The organism is Roseococcus pinisoli (genome assembly GCF_018413645.1).
GTDB classification, from domain to species: Bacteria; Pseudomonadota; Alphaproteobacteria; order Acetobacterales; family Acetobacteraceae; genus Roseococcus; species Roseococcus pinisoli.
This window is the reverse complement of sequence record NZ_JAHCDA010000001.1, coordinates 1,395,647-1,412,384: the sequence shown is the minus strand read 5'-3', so window position 1 is coordinate 1,412,384 and position 16,738 is coordinate 1,395,647. Positions and strand designations below refer to the sequence as shown.

Sequence of the window (16,738 nt, the reverse complement as noted above, 5' to 3'; positions counted from 1 at the left end):
CCGCGCCCCTCGTCAGGCCGACGGGGGCACGGGCCTTCGCCTCAGTTGCGGACGCTCAGCGTCGACGAATCGAAGCGGACGACGCGGTAGGCCTCGCCCACCTTCACGACCGCCGTCTCGCGGCCGAAGTCGACGGCGACGACCTGGGCATTCGGCGTCCCGGCCAGCTGCAGGTTGTTGAGGAGAATGACCGCCAGGACCTCATAGACGGAGTTCCCACCGGTCGCGCGGCTCTGCACCTCCGTGCGGGTCGCGGGGGACAGCTCGGCGAGGATGGCCTGCTGGAAGGCTGGCCCCGGCGCGGCCAAGGCGGAAGAGGCGGCGAGGACGACCGGAAGGGCGGCGAAGCGCGCCAGGTGGCGGAAGGAGATCATCTTGCATTCCTTTGACGAACGGACGCGGCCGGAAAGCTCTCTCCGGGAAGGGGCGCCTCCCTCCCGCCTCCCCCATGGCCGGCAGCGCTGAATCCACGGCGGAGCACGGCAAGAGAAAAGGCGGCCGACCCGGCCGGACAACCGCGCGGCGGCCCCATAGGGCCGGAAAGGGACGATCAGCCGAGGACCGGGACCCGAGGCACGAAGCCGGCGCCGATCCGGGGCGCTCCCGGCCGCCCGGTGCCCTGGCCAAAACGCGGCCGCGCTTGCCCGCGCCTCGCGTCGCGTGCTAGCCCGGCCCCCTTCCAGAGGCCTCCCAGGAAATCGGCATGAACCTGATCGCCGTGTTCAACGGCCCCAATCTCAACATGCTGGGCACGCGCGAGCCGGAGAAGTACGGCACGGCAACGCTCGACGATGTCGAGAACCTCTGCGCCGAAGCGGCGGAAGAGCTGGGGCTGGCCATCGACTTCCGGCAAACCAATGTCGAGGGCGAACTGGTCTCCTGGATTCAGGAGTGCCGCGGCCGCGCCGCCGGCATCGTGATCAACCCTGCGGGCTACACCACCACCTCGGTCGCCATCCTGGACGCGCTTCTGGCCGTCGGGCTGCCGGTGATCGAGGTCCATATCACCAATATCCATCGGCGCGAGGAGTTCCGGCATCATAGCCTGGTCTCCAAGGCCGCCACCGGTGTCATCGCCGGCCTGGGCGTCGCGGGCTACGCGCTCGCGCTCCAGGCCATGTCGGGGATCATCGGCGGAGATGAGGACGAAGACGCATGACCAGCGGCATCCAGTTCGACCCGGAGGCGATCCGCAAGCTCGCCGAAATCCTGCGTGAGACGGACCTCACCGAGATCGAGCTCTCGGAGAAGGAGGCCCGCATCCGCGTGGCCCGCATCCTGCCGGCGGTTACCGTCGCCGCCCCCGTGATGCAGGCGGCGGCCCCCCTGGCGGCGCTGCCCGCCGCGGCGCCGGTGGCCGCGGCCCCGGCCGCCGACCCGTCGGCCATCGACCCCAAGAATCCGGGCCTGGTGACCTCGCCGATGGTGGGCGTCGCCTATCTCTCGCCGGAGCCGGGCGCGCCGCAGTTCATCCAGCTCGGCGCCAAGGTGGCGCAGGGCCAGACGCTGCTGCTCATCGAGGCGATGAAGACCTTCAACCAGATCAAGGCCCCGCGTGCCGGCACCGTCACGCGCATCCTGATCGAGACGGGCACGCCGGTGGAATACGGCGAGCCGCTGGTGCTGGTGGAATAGGCCGGGAACCGGCTCCATGATCAAAAAGATCCTCATTGCGAACCGCGGCGAGATCGCGCTTCGCATTCATCGCGCCTGCCAGGAGATGGGCATCCGCACCGTCGCCGTGCACAGCACGGCCGATGCCTCGGCCATGCATGTGCGCCTCGCCGATGAGAGCGTGTGCATCGGCCCGCCGCCGGCGCGCGACAGCTACCTCAACGTCGCCGCCATCCTCTCTGCCGCGACCATCACCGGCGCCGAGGCGATCCATCCCGGCTACGGCTTCCTGTCGGAGAACGCGGCCTTCGCCGAGATGGTGGAGGCGCACGGCCTCATCTTCATCGGCCCGACCGCCGCGCATATCCGCATGATGGGCGACAAGATCGCCGCCAAGGACGCCATGCGCGGCCTCGGCGTGCCGCTCGTGCCCGGCTCGGCCGGCGCGCTCGACAGCCTCGAGGAGGCGGCCGAGGTCGCCGAGCGGATCATGTATCCCGTCCTCATCAAGGCGGCCGCGGGCGGTGGCGGGCGCGGCATGAAGGTGGCGCACAGCGCCGACGAGCTCGAGGAAGCCTGGCGCGTCGCGCGCACCGAGGCGAAGGCGGCCTTCGGCAACGACGCCGTCTACATGGAGAAGTACCTCGACAAGCCGCGGCACATCGAGCTCCAGATCCTGGCGGACAACCACGGCAACGTGGTGCATTTCGGCGAGCGCGACTGCTCGCTGCAGCGCCGCCACCAGAAGCTGGTCGAGGAGGCGGGCTCCCCCGCGCTGAATGCCGCCGAGCGCGAGGCGCTGGGTGCGCAGGTGACCTCGGGCCTGCGCAAGCTCGGCTACCGCAACGCCGGCACGCTGGAGTTCCTCTACCAGGACGGCCAGTTCGCCTTCATCGAGATGAACACCCGCCTCCAGGTCGAGCATCCGGTGACCGAGATGGTCTGCGGCGTGGACCTCGTGCGCGAGCAGATCCGCATCGCCGCGGGCGAGGCGCTCGGCTACGGCCAGGAGGATGTCAGGTTCTCGGGCCATGCGATCGAATGCCGCATCACGGCCGAGGATCCGGTGACCTTCGCGCCCTCCCCCGGCCGGGTGAACACCTTCCATGCCCCCGGCGGCCTGGGCGTGCGCGTCGATAGCGCGCTCTACTCCGGCTATTCGGTGCCGCCGCATTACGACAGCCTCGTCGCCAAGCTCGTGGTGCATGCCCCGAACCGCGCCCAGGCCATCGCCCGGATGCATAGGGCGCTGCAGGAGATGGTGGTGGACGGCATCGCCACCACCCTGCCGCTGCATCAGCGCATTATGGCGGATCCGGAATTCCAGTCCGGTGAGTACACCATCCATTGGCTGGAGCGGTTCGTCGGCCGCACGGAATGATCCGTCGGCCGGCGCAACGATTCTTCATGGGGCGCGGCACAGTCTGACATTCCGAAACGGGTGCCAGGGGGTGTAGGGTGGGGCCGTGGAACCCTCCAAGGCCCGAACGCCGCGCCCAGCCTGCTCCGCGATTCCGGATTGATCGCTCGTGTCGCGCCGCCAGATGGACATCACGCCTGAGCTGATGCTTCGGGCCTACCGCATCGGCCTCTTCCCGATGGCCGAGAGCCGGGACGCACGCACCCTCTACTGGCTGGACCCCGAGCAGCGCGGCGTCATTCCGCTCGACGGCTTCCACCTGCCCAAGCGCCTGGCGCGGCGCCTGAGGCAGGCGCCCTACCGCATCACGGCCGACCGTGACTTCGCCCGCGTGATCGACGAATGCGCCGCCCCGCGCCCCAGCTCGCCGGACAGCTGGATCAACGCGGAGATCCGCTCCCTTTTTCTCACGCTGCACGAACAGGGCCACGCCCATTCCATCGAGGCCTGGCAGGGCGAGGAGCTGGTGGGCGGGCTCTACGGCGTCGCGCTCGGCGGGGCCTTCTTCGGCGAGAGCATGTTCAGCCGGCAGGTCGATGCCTCGAAGATCGCGCTCGTGCATCTGGTGGCCCGGCTGCGGCTCGGCGGCTTCACCCTGCTCGACGCGCAGTTCCAGACCTCGCACCTGGCGCAGTTCGGCACCGAGGAGGTGCCGCGCGCCACCTACAAGCACCTGCTCGCCAATGCCGTGGACCTGCCCGCGCGCTTCCTGCTCGATCCGCCGGAGCCTCTGGTGGAGGAGGAGATCGCGCGGCTGCGGAGCGCGGGCGACTAGACCATCCGCAGCAGGGTGCCGTCCTTGCGGATCGCCTGGTGGAAGACCACGGCGGCGATGTGCAGGGCGAGGAGCACCACGATCGCCCAGCCGAGCCAGGCGTGCAAAGCACCCAGGACGTTCCCCAGCCGCTCATTCGCCTCCATGAATTTCGGGAAGTCGATGAGGCCGAGATAGGCCGTCTCCCCGCGCAGCGGGAAGCCGAAGGCATTGGTCAGGAAGAAGCCGAGCAGCGGCTGCACCATCAGCGCGGCATAGAGGAGATGATGCACGCCCTGGGCCGCGAATCGCAGCGGTGCCGGCAGCGTGGCATCCGGCGGCACCGGATGGCGGATCCGCCACCACAGGCGCAGCGCCGACACCAGCAGGATGGTGAGGCCGGCGCTCTCATGCACGGCGTAGAAGCCGCCCTTGCTCTCTTCGGCGAGGTGCTTGATCACGAAGCCGGTCGGCAGCGCGACCGCGATGAGCGCGACCGTGATCCAGTGAAACCATTTCGACGTCGAGGGATATGCCATGCCCGCCTCCCCGGCTCTCTGCGCGATCGTGTCATGAGACGACGTGCCGCGCACGCGGATTGGTCGGTCTCGCCCGCGAAGCGCTGGGCCTGCGTGGCGGAGGCCGATGGGCGCGAATGGCGGATGGAGGCGCCCTGCCCCGTGCCGGACCTCGCGACCCTGGCCGAGGCCCTGCGCGGCGATGGCGCCCCTGCCGTGCTGGGGCTCGACCTGCCGCTCGGCGTGCCGCGGCACTATGCGCGGCAGCGGCCCGAGGCGGGCTTCGTGGAATTCCTGCGCCGCCGCGCGGGCGATCCGCGCTTCTTCCTGGTGAACGACACGCTCGGGACCGTGGGGCTCGAGGCACCCTTCTATCCGATGCGCGGCCTCAAGGGCATGACGCGCGCGAGCCACGCGGCCGCGCTCGGCCTGCCCGGCGCCGAGGCGCTGCATCGCTGGTGCGACGCTGCCACCGCAACCCGCCCGGCCGGCGCGCCGCCCTTCTGGACGCTGGGCGCCAACCAATCGGGCAAGGCGGGGCTCTCGGCCTGGCGGGACTGGCTGGCGCCTTCCCTGGCCCAGGAGGCACCGATCGACCTCTGGCCCTATGCCGGCCCGCTGCAGGGGCTGCTGCGCCCCGGCCGGCTCGCCGTGGCGGAGGTCTATCCGGCGGAGGCTCTGCGGCAGCTCGGCCTCCGGCTGCGCGGCAGCAAGCGCGACCGGGCCGCGCGCCTCACCTTGGCGGAACCGCTGCGCGAGGCCATGGCGCGCCTGCGCGTGGCGCCGTCGGCGGCGCTGAAAGCCGCGCTTCTCGACGGCTTCGGCGCGGATGCAGCGGGCGAGGACCGGCTGGACTGCACGCTGGGCCTGCTCGCGCTCATCGCCGTGCTTGACGGCCACCGCGCCGACTTCATCCCGGAGGACGAGGCGGTGCGGCGCTGGGAGGGCTGGGTGCTGGGCCAGGCGGAGCTGCCCCGGATGGCGCTTCAGCCCTTGGGCGAGGAGGCCACGTAGCCGGCCTTTCGCCCCGTCTCGAAGCCGCAGGATTCGTAGAACAGGCGCACCGCCGGGTTGGTCCGCGCCGTCAGCAGATACACCTGATAGGCGCCCGCCCCCCAGGCCGCAGCCAGCGCGGCCTCGACCACGGCGCGGGCATGGCCCTGCCGGCGATGGTCCGCATGCGTGACGACATTCTCCAGCAGCGCATAAGGCCGCCCGCCGCGCATGAGGTTGGGCATCGTCCCCAGCATGCAGCTGGCGACCAGCGTCCCGCCGGAGAACGCCACGAAGAGATGGCAGTCCGGCCGCGCGAGGATCTCGCCCAGGATCCGCGCGGCGGTCTCGGGCGGCAGGTCCGGCCGCGCGGGATTCAGGTGGAGATAGAGCGCCTGGAGCGCGCCGAGATCGGAAGCGACGGCGGTCCGAACCCGGCGCATGCCCTCAGGCCGCGGCCGCGTAGGCCCCCTTCCGCGCCAGTGCCACCAGCAGCTCCAGCAGCGGCGCGCGCACCCCGGCCTGCTTCGCGAGCTGCAGCGGCACGGTGAAGAGCGCGTCGAATTCCAGGCCGCGCCCCTGCTCCAGGTCCTGCAGGATCGAGGGCTTGTGGGCGATGCCCACGGAGCGGAGGATCTGCTTCTCCGCATCGGCCTGGATCGGATGGCCGAGGGCGCGGGCGATCTCCATCGCCTCCCGCATCACCGTCAGGCCCGCCTCCATGATGGCGGGCTCGTCGAAGGTGCCCTTCATGTGCCGGCGGGAAAGCAGGCAGATCGGACCGTTCACCAGGTTGTTGAGCAGCTTGGTCCAGATCTCGGTGCGGATGTCGGGCGAGACCACACCGCCCATCCCCGGCCCATCCAGCGCCGCGGCGATGGCCTGCACGCGCGGCGAAAGGCTGCCGTCCAGCTCGCCGAAGAGCACCCGATTCGTGGCGCTCTGCACCTTCACCGTGCCGGGGCACATCACCGTGCAGGCGGACCAGACTACGCCGCCGATCGTGCGCTCCAGACCGATCTTCTGCCGCACCGATCCGGTCGGATCGAGCACGTCGAGCCCCTCGCCCCACCACCAGGGGATGCCGTTGATGACGAAGACGACCGGCGTCTCCGGCCCCAGCAGCGGCGCGATGCTGTCGGCCACGCCGGTGAGCGCCGGCGCCTTCACCGTGACGATGACCGCATCCTGCGGGCCGAGCCTCGCCGGCTCCTGCTCGGCCCGCACCTTCACGTTGAAGGCGCCCTCCGGCGTCTCGACGGTGAGGCCCTCGGCCCGGATGCCCTCAAGCTGCGGGCCGCGCGCGACGACGCTGACCTCGGCCTTGCCGGCACGGGCCATGCGGCCCGCGACATGGCTGCCGATGGCCCCCGTGCCGAAAATCGTCACCTTCATTCAGGCGGCGCCCTTCATGGCGGAAAGCATCGCCGTCGCTGCCTCCACGAGGCGCGCGACGATCCGCGCGCCATGCTCCGCCCGGCAGCCCGAGGAATCGGCTGCGGCGACGCCGCCCGCGGCGACCTCCTCGCCCTCGATCGGCACGCCGAAATCCACGCCCGCGGCGCGGATGGTCCCGAAGCCGCTGACCGGCAGGCCGAGGAAGGGCGGCAGCGGCTGGCGCGGCTTCATCGCCGTTGGCGCGCAGAGGTCCGGCCGCAGGTGCAGCGCGACGGAGCCGATGGGATCGCCGCCATGGCCGAGCGTCTCCGGCGATCCGCCCAGCTCCTTCTGCCAGCCGCCCGCCGACTTCCAGAGATGCAGCACGGGCGCGACCACGCCCTGGCCGTGTCGCAGGCGGCGCTGCGCCTCCTCGATCGAGGGGATGTTTCCGCCATGGCCGTTGAGCAGCAGGATCCGCTTCGCCCCACCCTCATGCAGCGCCACCAGCACGTCGGTCACCAGGGCGGTGAGCGTGGCGGGGCTGAGCGCCACGCCGCCCGGCACGCCGCGGAAGAAATCGGCGCCGCCGAAGGCCAGCGTCGGCAGGACCAGCACGTCGCCGGCGGCTTCCGCGATGCGGAGCGCGATGGCCTCGGCCAGCAGGTAGTCGCCCATGGGGAAAGCAGGGCCATGCGTCTCCGTGCTGCCCATGGGCACGAGCACGGCATGGCCGGCGGCGATGCGCCGCGCGACTTCGGGGGCGGGAAGTTCGGAGATTTTCATCGAAGCATGTCCACGGCGATGCGGGAGAGCGCCTGCACGCCGAGCGCGATGCAGCGTTCATCCGGCTGGTAGAAGGCGTTGTGCAACCGATCCTCGCGGCCCGGCGCGCCGGAGCCCACGCGCAGGTGGAAGGCCGGCGCGCGCGAGGCGAATTCGGAGAAGTCCTCGGCGCCCATGGAGGGGTCGCTGTTCTCCAGCTCCGCGCCGAAATGCGCGGCGACGGAAGCGATGGCGGGGTCGAGGATGCGGTCGTCATTATAGAGAGCGCCGCAGAGGCGCGTGTACTCGATGCTCGCCTCCATCCGCATCGCCGCCGCCGTGTTGTCGACCAGGCGGCGGATCGCGCGCTCGGCCGTCTCGCGCGCCTTGGGATGCAGCGTGCGCACCGTGCCCTTCAGCGTCACGCGCTCGGGGATGATGTTGTGCGTGGTGCCGGCCTGGAACATGCCGACCGTGACGACGCAGGAATGGATCGGATTCTGCTCGCGGCTCACGACCGTCTGCAGCTGCGTCACGATATGCGCGGCGCCGACGATGGGATCGACCGCGGCGTCCGGATGCGCGGCGTGGCCCGACTTGCCGCGCAGCACGATGTCGAACTTGTCCGCCGCCGAGAGCGAATAGCCGCGCACATAGCCGAAGGTGCCGACCTCCATCTCCGGGTGGTTGTGGAAGCCGATGGCCATGTCGATGCCCTCGGCCGCGCCGTCCTCGATCATGGCCTTCGCGCCGCCCAGAATCTCCTCGGCCGGCTGGAAGACCAGGACGATCCGGCCCGCGAGGTTGGGCGCCAGGCCCTTCAGCACCTCGGCCGCGCCGAGCAGCGTGGTCGTGTGGATGTCATGCCCGCAGGCGTGCATCTTGCCCTCGTTCCGGCTCGCGAAGGACAGGCCCGTCTCCTCCTGGATCGGGAGCGCGTCCATGTCCGCGCGGATGGCCAGGGTCGGACCCGGCCGGCCGCCCTCGATCACGCCGAGCACGCCGGTCCGCCCCACGCCGGTGCGGTGCTGGATGCCCATCCGGGCGAGCTCCGCCGCCACGATTCCCGCGGTGCGCACCTCCTCGAAACCGAGCTCGGGATGGGCGTGCAGGTCGCGGCGGATCTCGATCAGGCGAGGCTCCAGTGCGGTCGCGTGCTCGCGGATACGGGCTTCGGGATCGTTGATGATCATGGGGGCTTTCCCGGACGGAGGAGGAGCGGCCACCGCATCCTCCGCGCCGTACCGCGGGCTGTCCAGCGCCCGGCTGCCGGGCTCCCCAAAGCTTGCAGCAGGCTGAACGACATGCCATAGGCGCTAATCAAATAATGTCTGCCGTATAGACAAACTTCGGCCAAAGTTGGGGGTTACGATTGATGGTCCAGTGGCCTCGCCGCGCAATCCTGGGAGGTGGCCTTGCGCTGCCCGCCCTTGCGCGCGCCCGGGCCACCGGCGTCCAGGCGGCGTGGCCCTCCCAGCCGATCAAGCTCATCGTCCCCTTCGCGCCCGGCGGCACCACGGACCTGATCGCCCGGCTTGTGGCCACGCCCCTTCAGGAAAAGCTGGGGCAGCCGATCGTGGTGGAGAACCGGCCCGGCGCCGGTGCCTCGGTCGGTAGCCTCCTCGTCGCCCAGGCCGTGCCGGACGGCCACACCCTTCTTCTCTCGAACATCGCCAGCCACGCGATCTCGCCGGCGCTCTACGGCAACCTGCGCTACGATCCCGTGCGCGACTTCAGCCATATCGCGCTGCTGACGCTGAACCCCTCGGTCTTCGTCGCCTATCCGCGCGCAGGCATCGCGAACCTCGACGACATGGCCCGCCTGCATCGCGAACGCGGGCTCGACATGGCCAGCAGCGGATCAGGCTCCTCGAACCATCTGCTCATCGTCCGCATGGGCAGCATCCTAGGCCGCGAGTTCAACCACATTCCCTTCCGCGGCGCCGGCCCGGCCATGACGGCCGTGATCGGCGGCCAGGTCCCGCTGATGAGCGACAGCCTGCCCTCCGCCGCCAGCCATATCCGGCAAGGCAGCGTGAAGGCGATCGCCATGAGCAGCGCCGAGCGCCACCCCTCCTTTCCCGATGTGCCGACCTTCCGCGAGCAGGGCCACGACGTGGTGACCAGCAGCTGGTTCGGCCTCTCAGGCCCGGCGCAGCTGCCCCGGCCGATCGTGGACCGCCTCTCGCGCGAGGTGAGCGCCATTCTAGACACCCATTCGACGCGATCGCGCCTCGCGGAGATCGGCGGTTCAGCGGGGCAATACTCCCCCGAGGAATACGCCGCTTTCGTGGCCTCGGAAGTCGCCCTCTGGGGCCCGTTGGTTCGCGAAACTGGCGCAAAGCCTGACTGACTCGTAAGATTTGAACGGTTTTCGGTTGCCGCTTGGCAGTTTATTCAAAATGCTGGAAGTTTCCGGCCCGAGGCGGGAGTGAGGGATTTATGAAATTGAACGTAAATGGGAAGGACATGGCATCAGGGCTTATCCTGATGGCCATTGCCTTAGCCGGCCTATACCTGAACCTGGATCATAGTCTTGGTACCGCAAGGCGCATGGGCCCGGGCTACATGCCGGCCATGGTGTTCTGGATTCAGGCCGGACTGGGCGCCCTTGTGGTGTTCTTCTCGCTGATGAATGGCCCCGATCCGCTCGAGCGGTGGACGGGCCTCGATATCGGCACCTTCCTCGGCGGCATCGTCGCGGGTCTGGCTGCCTTCTGGATCGCCCCCTCCATCTGGGGCTTCTTCGGGCAGACCTACAACGCCGTCGGCGTTGGCCTTGCGGTGGGCTTCTTCGTCATGGCCATTTCGGCCGGCTGGAAGATGCTCGCGATCATCTGCGCCTCGGTCTCCCTCTTCGGCCTTCTGTTCGAGCATGCCGGCTTCTTCATCGGACTGGCGACGCTCATCATCGTGTCCTGCTTCGCGGAGCCGACCCACACCAAGAAGGGCATCGTTGGCGTCACCGCCTTCCTTCTGGCCCTCAGCTGGTGGGTGTTCATCTACGAGCTCGATATCCGCGTGAATCTGTGGCCGCAGTTCTGAGCGGGATAAAGGAAAGCGACCATGGACCTCTTAATTAGCAACCTCGGGCACGGGTTCGGGGTAGCGCTCAGCTTCCAGAACCTGGCGTTCGCGCTGCTCGGCGCACTGATCGGTACCGCCATCGGCGTTCTGCCGGGCATCGGCCCGGTGGCGACCATCTCCCTGCTGCTGCCGATCACCTTCGGTCTGCCCGCCACCACCGCCATCATCATGCTTGCCGGCATCTACTACGGCGCGCAGTACGGCGGTTCGACCACGGCCATCCTGCTGAACCTGCCGGGTGAGGTGTCGTCGGTCGTGACGACACTCGAAGGCTACAAGATGGCCCGCAACGGCCGCGCCGGTGCGGCGCTGGCCACCGCGGCGCTCGGCTCCTTCTTCGCCGGTACCGTGGCGACCATCCTCGTGGCCGCCTCCGGCCCGGTGCTGACGCAGGTGGCGTTGAGCTTCGGTCCAGCGGACTACTTCTCACTGATGTTGCTAGGCCTGATCATTGCCTGCGTTCTCGCGCAGGGCTCGATCGTGAAGGCCATCGGCATGGTGGTGCTGGGTGTGGCCCTCGGCCTCGTCGGCACGGACGTGCAGACCGGCCAGCAGCGCTTCACCTTCGGCATCCCCGAGCTTTCCGACGGCCTTGGCTTCGTGCCGATCGCCATGGGCATGTTCGGCATCGCCGAGATCGTGCTGAACCTCGAGCGTCCTGAGTCCCGCTCGATCCTGAGCACCAAGGTGGGCCAGCTCTGGCTGACCAAGGAAGAGTTCAAGCGCTCCACGCCGGCCGTTCTGCGCGGCACCCTCGTCGGCAGCTTCCTGGGCCTTCTGCCCGGTGGCGGCGCCTCGCTCGCGGCCTTCGGCTCCTATATGATGGAGCGGAAGATGTCGAAGGGCCGGGCCATGTTCGGCAACGGCGCCATCGAGGGCGTGGCCGGTCCGGAAGCCGCGAACAACGCGGCCGCCCAGACCAGCTTCATCCCGCTGCTGACGCTCGGCATTCCGTCCAACGCCGTGATGGCGCTCATGGTCGGCGCGCTGATCATCCAGGGCATCCAGCCGGGCCCGCGCATGGTTGAGGCGCAGCCGGACCTCTTCTGGGGCCTCATCGCCTCGATGTGGATCGGCAACGTCATGCTGCTCGTCATCAACCTGCCGATGATCGGCATGTGGGTGAAGCTGCTGTCGGTTCCGTACCGCTTCCTCTACCCCTCGATCCTCGTCTTCTGCTGCATCGGCGTGTACTCGCTGAACAACAACGCGTTCGACGTCTACATGACCGTGCTGTTCACCGTGTTCGGCTACATCTGCAGCAAGCTGAAGATGGAGCCCGCTCCGTTGCTGATCGGCTTCGTGCTCGGGCCGATGATGGAGGAGCACCTCCGCCGCGCCATGCTGCTCTCGCGCGGCGACTGGTCGGTCTTCGTCCAGCGCCCGATCTCGGCGACCATGCTCGGCATCGCGCTCATCGCGCTGCTGCTGATGGCCATGCCGAACATCCGCAAGGGCAAGGAAAAGGCGATGGCGGAGTAAACTCCTCCCCCATTGCTCGCGACAGCGCCCCGGAGGGAAACCTCCGGGGCGTTTTTTTGTGCAGGGCCTTCCCACATCCGGCACCATGGCTTCGCCCGGCTGCCCGTGGCAGCATCCCCCCGGAGGTGCCTCAATGGCCTGGATCGCACGCATTGCCCTGCTCGCCGGCGGCGCCATCGCCGCTTGGTTCGTCGCGCCCGATTCGCCGAACTACTCGGTCGTCCAGGGCATGGCGACGGTGGTCGTGATCGCCGCGGCCGTGCTGGGCGCCGCCCTCATCCGCCGGCGTTGAGCCGACCCCGGCGCCGACCGGGAGAAGACGGCGGCACGACCGCCCTGGGAATGATGTCATGAGCCTGGCCGAAACCCTTCAGCAGGCCCGACGGGCGCTGATCGACCTCTCCACGCGAAACCGCCTGCTGAGCCTGCCCGCCGAGGGCCGCGCCCGCGGCGTCATCCGCATCGACGACGAGGAGGCGCGTTTCGTCTGGGAACAGCTGGCCGCCGGCAAGGCCTTCGGCTTCGAGGCAGCACAAACCATTCAAGGCGGGGCGAGCCCAGGCAAGGCCCGCCGCCGCACCGAGGGCGTGACCGCCGCCAAGCCCGACGCTCCCCGCGAGGAAACCCGGCGCGATACCAACCTGCGCGTCGCCCAGACGCCGGAGGAGCTGGCGCGCCGCCTGCGCAACATCGTCGCCGATGCCCGCAGCGCACGGGAGGAGACGGGCGTGCGCAGCCTGTTCCTCGCCGTCGGTGCCCTCGCCTGGCGCGATCCGGCCACGCCCGGCACCGAGCGCCTCGCCCCCCTCATGCTCATCCCCGTGACGCTGGAGAGGGAGGGCGTGAGCAGCCTCTTCCGTCTTCGCGGCGATCCGGAAGAGGTCGTCGAGAACCTCTCCCTGCGCGAAAAGCTCTCGGCCGATTTCCGCATCACGCTGCCGGAATTCACCGCCGACGGGTGGGTCGAGAAGGTGGCGGCCACCATCGCCGGCCGCGAGAACTGGCGCGTGGATCCCGACGCGCTCACGCTCGGCCTCTTCGCCTTCGCCAAGTTCCTGATGTGGCGCGATCTCGATCCGCAGACGCATCCGGGACTGCTGGAGCATCCGATCCTCCAGCGGCTGCTCGACACGGTTCCGCCGCCGCCGGAGCCCGCGCCCTTCGCGGATGACGCGGATGTCGACGCCGCCATTCCGGTCGAGCGGCTGGACCATGTCGTCGAGGTCGATGGCAGCCAGGCCTTGGCGGCCGAGGCCGTGCGGCGTGGCCACAGCCTGGTGATCCAGGGCCCGCCCGGTACCGGCAAGAGCCAGACCATCGTGAACATCCTCGCCCAGGCCGTGCTGGACGGGCGCAGCGTGCTCTTCGTCGCGGAGAAGTCCGCGGCGCTGGAGGTGGTGAAGCGCCGCCTGGAGAATCTCGGCCTCGGCGCCGCCGTGCTGGAACTGCATGGCGAGAAGCCCTCCAAGCGCGCCGTGCTGGACGAGCTGCGCGCGACCTTCGCCCTGCCCCCGCCCCCCACGCCGCAGCGCGAGGCCGCGGTGCAGCGGCTGGGCGACCTGCGCGGCCGGCTGAACCGCCATGCCGCGGCCATGCGCGCGCCCATCGGCGAGACGGGCCTGGCCGTGCAGGAGGTGGTCGGGCGACTGGCCGCGCTGCGCGCCGCGGGTGCCGCGCCGCCGCCCTTCCGGCTCGACACCGCCGGCTGGGACGCCGCGCGCCTGCGTGGCGTGCAGTCGGGCGCGCGGGAGCTCGCCGCCAACAGCCAGGGCGCGCGCAGCCCCTGGCGCGGCGTCCGGCCCACGCTCGACGCCATCGCCGCGAGCCGCCTGCAGGCCGAGCTGCCTTCCCATATCCGCGCCCTCGCCGGCGCGCCGGGCGCCATCGCCGAAGCCGAGCGCGCGCTGGCGGCGGAGGCCGCGCGGGCGGAGGCGCCGATCCGGCCGGAGGAGGTGCCCGCCGCCGAGGCGCGCCTCGCCGACCTGCGGCTCGTGGCCGCGGCCCGCGTCGAGCCCCGCTTCCTGCCCGGCGCGCTCGAGGTGGCGGGCCTGGCCGCGGCGCGCGGCACGTTGGCCCAGCCGGGCGGCCTCTTCAGCTTCTTCGACAGCGCGCGCCGCGAGGCCGAGAACACCCTCGCCGCCGCCCTGCGCGACCCGAAGGATGCCGGTGCCCTGGAAGCGCTGCTCGCCGCCCAGGCCGCGCTGGCCCGGCTGGGCGAAGGCCCGGACGAGCCGGCTCTCGCCACGCGGCTCGCCTGGTTCGAGGCCCATCGCGACGCCTTCGACCTTCCGCCCGCCACCGAGGCCCAGCGCGCCGGGCTCACCGCCTGGGCCGCGATCCGCGAGGCCACGGGGCTGGAACCGCCCGAGACATTCGCTGCCCTCGCCGAGCGGCTCGCCGCCATGGCCACCGAGCCGGAAGCGCTGGCCCCCTGGCAGGGCTGGGCGCGCGCCATGGCCGCCGAGCCCGCGCTGGCGCCGCTCGCCGAGGCGCTGGCGACCGGCACCATCGACCCCGCCGGGGCCGAGGCGGCGCTCGACTTCGCCCTGCTCGAAAGCCTCTTCCGCACGGCGATCCGCGAGCATCCCGAGCTCGCGGCCTTCGACGGCCAGGCCGCCGATCGCCTCGTCGCCGATTTCCGCGAGGCCGACGCCGCCCGCGTGCGCCTGGCCCGCAGCGAGGCCGCGTCGAAGCATGCCGAGCGCCTGAAGGCCGCGCTCGACAGCGCCGAATGCACCGCCGCGCGCTCCTTCCTGGCCGGCGAGTTCGAGCGCAAGCGCGGCCAGTCGCCCATCCGCACCGTGCTGACGCGGGCCGCGCCGCTGGTCCGCAAAGCAAAGCCCATCTTCATGCTGAGCCCGCTGACGGTGGCGCAGTTCCTCGCCAATCCGCACCACGCGACGATGCCGGGCTTCCCCGTCTTCGACATGATGGTGATGGACGAGGCCAGTCAGATCGAGCCGGTGGATGCGCTGGGCGCCATCGCCCGCGCGCGGCAGATCGTGGTCGTCGGCGACGATCGGCAACTGCCGCCCAGCCGCTTCTTCCAGCGCATGACCGAGGACGATGCCGACGAGGCGCCGGAGGAGGATGCGGCGCTGGATGCGCGGGACGTAGAGAGCGTCCTCGGCCTCGCCAATGCGCGCGGCGTGCCCTCCTCGCTGCTGCGCTGGCACTACCGCAGCCGGCACGAGAGCCTGATCGCCACCTCCAATGCGGAGTTCTACGGCGGGCGCCTCCTGGTCCTGCCCTCGCCGCGGCCGCGCAGCCCGGCCCTGGGCCTCTCGCTCGTGCGGATCGATGGCCGCTTCGTCGCCAGCACCAACAAGGCCGAGGCCGAGGCGGTGGCGCAGGCGGTGCTGCGCCATGCGAAGGAGACGCCCAATGATTCGCTCGGCGTCGCCGCCTTCTCCGTCACGCAGCGGGACGCCATCCTGGATGCGGTCGAGGCGCTGCGCCGGGCCAGCCCGGAGACGGAGCCCTTCTTCACCGCGCATCCGGCCGAGCCCTTCTTCGTGAAGAACCTCGAGAACGTGCAGGGCGACGAGCGTGACGCCATCCTGATCAGCGTCGGCTATGGGCGCGACGGCAATAACCGGCTGGCCCTGCGCTTCGGCCCGCTCTCCATGGAGGGCGGGGAACGGCGGCTGAACGTGCTCATCACCCGGGCCAAGCGGCGCTGCGTGGTCTTCTCCGGCATCGGCGCCGAGGAGATCGACCTCGCGCGCGCCGGCGGGCGCGGCGTGGCGGCACTGAAGACCTTCCTGGCCTTCGCGGCCGGCAGCGAGGGGCGCGACCTCGAATCCGGCCAGGCCTCGCCCATCGGGGCGCTGATCGGCGGGCTCGTCACCGAATCGGGCCGCGAGCCGGTGGCACATCTGGGCCTCTCCGGCCTGTTCCTCGACGTCGCGGCGCGCGGGCGGGAGGGCTTCGACCTCGGCATCGAGCTCGACGGCGCGGATTGGTCGGCCCTGCGCTGCGCCCGCGATCGCGATCGCGGCCGCCAGGGCGCGCTGGAGGGCATGGGCTGGCAGCTGGCGCGCAGCTGGTCGCTCGACTGGCTCAACCAGCCCGAGGCCGCCCGCGCCCGGTTGCGCGGGCCGCTGGGCCTCGAGGCGCCCGCTGCGCCCGTCGTCGAGGCCGATCCCGGCCTTGCCGCGCCCTACCGCGAGACGGCGATGGAAAGACCGCCAACGAACCGCGCGGAGCTCGGCCAGCTCGTCGTCGACATCATCGCCACGGAGGCGCCGATCCATCCGGACGGCGTGGCGGAGCGGCTGCGGCTGCTCCTCGGCACCGCCGCCCCTGATGCGAAGACCCTCGCCGCCGTCCTCAACGAGGCGAAGCTGCTGCATGGCGCGCAGGAGGAGAACGGCTTCTGGCTCGCGGAGGATCGCGCGCCCGTCGTCCCGCGCGACCGCCGCTCCGCCGCCGCCTTCACCCGCCGCCCGCCGCTGATTCCTCCTGAGGAAGTGGCGGCCGCGGCGAAGCTGTTGCTGGGCGTCCAGCCGCAGGCGACGGAGGAGGAACTGGCCGCCGGAATCGCCCGCATGCTGGGCCTGGAAGCCGCCGCGACGCCTGCCATGGCCGCCCGGCTGGCGATGCTGGTGGGCTCCGGAAAACTTATCCTCGCAGCGGGTCGATGATCGACTAAGTCAATGGTAATGCCCAAAACTATTCATTGGCAAAATCCATGTTGCAGCGCCATATCCCTCTCATGCCCGCAAC

The 16,738-nt window shown here is 70.5% G+C and carries 16 protein-coding genes; 10 read left to right on the top strand and 6 right to left on the bottom strand.

Translation table 11 applies throughout. The annotated features are described in order from the left end of the window. Positions 1–41: 41 nt before the first annotated feature. Positions 42–374 (bottom strand): hypothetical protein, encoded by a 333-nt coding sequence (locus tag KHU32_RS06945; protein ID WP_213669276.1) that lies wholly within the window; start codon positions 372–374, stop codon positions 42–44. Between the two features lie 329 nt (positions 375–703). Here KHU32_RS06945 and aroQ point away from each other — a divergent pair, with 329 nt between their 5' ends. The 4 genes from aroQ (at position 704) to aat (ending at position 3,809) form a co-directional block, all read left to right on the top strand. Further along, positions 704–1,159: a type II 3-dehydroquinate dehydratase gene (gene aroQ, locus KHU32_RS06940; protein ID WP_249680579.1), complete on the top strand. Its 456-nt coding sequence runs from the start codon at positions 704–706 to the stop codon at positions 1,157–1,159. Beyond that, the gene (gene accB, locus KHU32_RS06935) at positions 1,156–1,635 is read left to right on the top strand and encodes an acetyl-CoA carboxylase biotin carboxyl carrier protein (RefSeq protein ID WP_213669275.1); all 480 of its coding nucleotides are present in this window, start codon (positions 1,156–1,158) and stop codon (positions 1,633–1,635) included. The genes aroQ and accB overlap by 4 nt, the downstream gene beginning before the upstream one ends. A 16-nt stretch (positions 1,636–1,651) precedes the next feature. Then, positions 1,652–2,995 (top strand): acetyl-CoA carboxylase biotin carboxylase subunit, encoded by a 1,344-nt coding sequence (gene accC / locus KHU32_RS06930; protein WP_213669274.1) that lies wholly within the window; start codon positions 1,652–1,654, stop codon positions 2,993–2,995. A gap of 163 nt (positions 2,996–3,158) precedes the next feature. Continuing rightward, positions 3,159–3,809 (top strand): leucyl/phenylalanyl-tRNA--protein transferase, encoded by a 651-nt coding sequence (gene aat, locus KHU32_RS06925; protein WP_213669690.1) that lies wholly within the window; start codon positions 3,159–3,161, stop codon positions 3,807–3,809. Here the strand turns inward: aat and KHU32_RS06920 are convergent. Further along, positions 3,806–4,327, bottom strand: coding sequence for a cytochrome b (locus KHU32_RS06920; RefSeq protein ID WP_213669273.1), 522 nt, complete (start codon positions 4,325–4,327; stop codon positions 3,806–3,808). The two genes, aat and KHU32_RS06920, sit on opposite strands and share 4 nt — an antisense overlap. A gap of 33 nt (positions 4,328–4,360) precedes the next feature. Here KHU32_RS06920 and KHU32_RS06915 point away from each other — a divergent pair, with 33 nt between their 5' ends. Next, complete coding sequence (locus tag KHU32_RS06915; RefSeq protein WP_213669272.1) at positions 4,361–5,320, top strand: hypothetical protein; 960 nt, start codon at positions 4,361–4,363, stop codon at positions 5,318–5,320. Here the strand turns inward: KHU32_RS06915 and KHU32_RS06910 are convergent. Genes KHU32_RS06910 through KHU32_RS06895 form a run of 4 tightly spaced genes read right to left on the bottom strand, consistent with a single transcriptional unit; the run spans position 5,293 to position 8,634 of the window. After that, positions 5,293–5,742 (bottom strand): GNAT family N-acetyltransferase, encoded by a 450-nt coding sequence (locus KHU32_RS06910; RefSeq protein WP_213669271.1) that lies wholly within the window; start codon positions 5,740–5,742, stop codon positions 5,293–5,295. The genes KHU32_RS06915 and KHU32_RS06910 overlap by 28 nt on opposite strands. 4 nt (positions 5,743–5,746) lie before the next feature. Then, positions 5,747–6,694, bottom strand: coding sequence for a ketopantoate reductase family protein (locus tag KHU32_RS06905; protein ID WP_213669270.1), 948 nt, complete (start codon positions 6,692–6,694; stop codon positions 5,747–5,749). Then, the gene (locus tag KHU32_RS06900) at positions 6,695–7,462 is read right to left on the bottom strand and encodes a creatininase family protein (protein ID WP_213669269.1); all 768 of its coding nucleotides are present in this window, start codon (positions 7,460–7,462) and stop codon (positions 6,695–6,697) included. Beyond that, entirely contained in the window at positions 7,459–8,634 is a 1,176-nt protein-coding gene (locus KHU32_RS06895) for a M20 metallopeptidase family protein (RefSeq protein ID WP_213669268.1), read from the bottom strand. The genes KHU32_RS06900 and KHU32_RS06895 overlap by 4 nt, the downstream gene beginning before the upstream one ends. 182 nt (positions 8,635–8,816) lie before the next feature. Between KHU32_RS06895 and KHU32_RS06890 the strand changes: the two genes are divergently transcribed. From KHU32_RS06890 to KHU32_RS06870, 5 genes are all read left to right on the top strand, one after another. Continuing rightward, positions 8,817–9,794, top strand: coding sequence for a Bug family tripartite tricarboxylate transporter substrate binding protein (locus KHU32_RS06890; RefSeq protein ID WP_213669267.1), 978 nt, complete (start codon positions 8,817–8,819; stop codon positions 9,792–9,794). A 224-nt stretch (positions 9,795–10,018) separates the two neighbouring features. Continuing rightward, positions 10,019–10,486: a hypothetical protein gene (locus KHU32_RS06885; RefSeq protein ID WP_213669266.1), complete on the top strand. Its 468-nt coding sequence runs from the start codon at positions 10,019–10,021 to the stop codon at positions 10,484–10,486. Between the two features lie 21 nt (positions 10,487–10,507). Next, a complete protein-coding gene (locus KHU32_RS06880) occupies positions 10,508–12,010 on the top strand; it encodes a tripartite tricarboxylate transporter permease (RefSeq protein ID WP_213669265.1) in 1,503 nt (500 codons plus the stop codon). A gap of 133 nt (positions 12,011–12,143) precedes the next feature. Next, positions 12,144–12,302, top strand: coding sequence for a hypothetical protein (locus tag KHU32_RS06875; RefSeq protein WP_213669264.1), 159 nt, complete (start codon positions 12,144–12,146; stop codon positions 12,300–12,302). Between the two features lie 58 nt (positions 12,303–12,360). Beyond that, a complete protein-coding gene (locus KHU32_RS06870; protein ID WP_213669263.1) occupies positions 12,361–16,656 on the top strand; it encodes a DUF4011 domain-containing protein in 4,296 nt (1,431 codons plus the stop codon). Positions 16,657–16,738 lie beyond the last annotated feature (82 nt).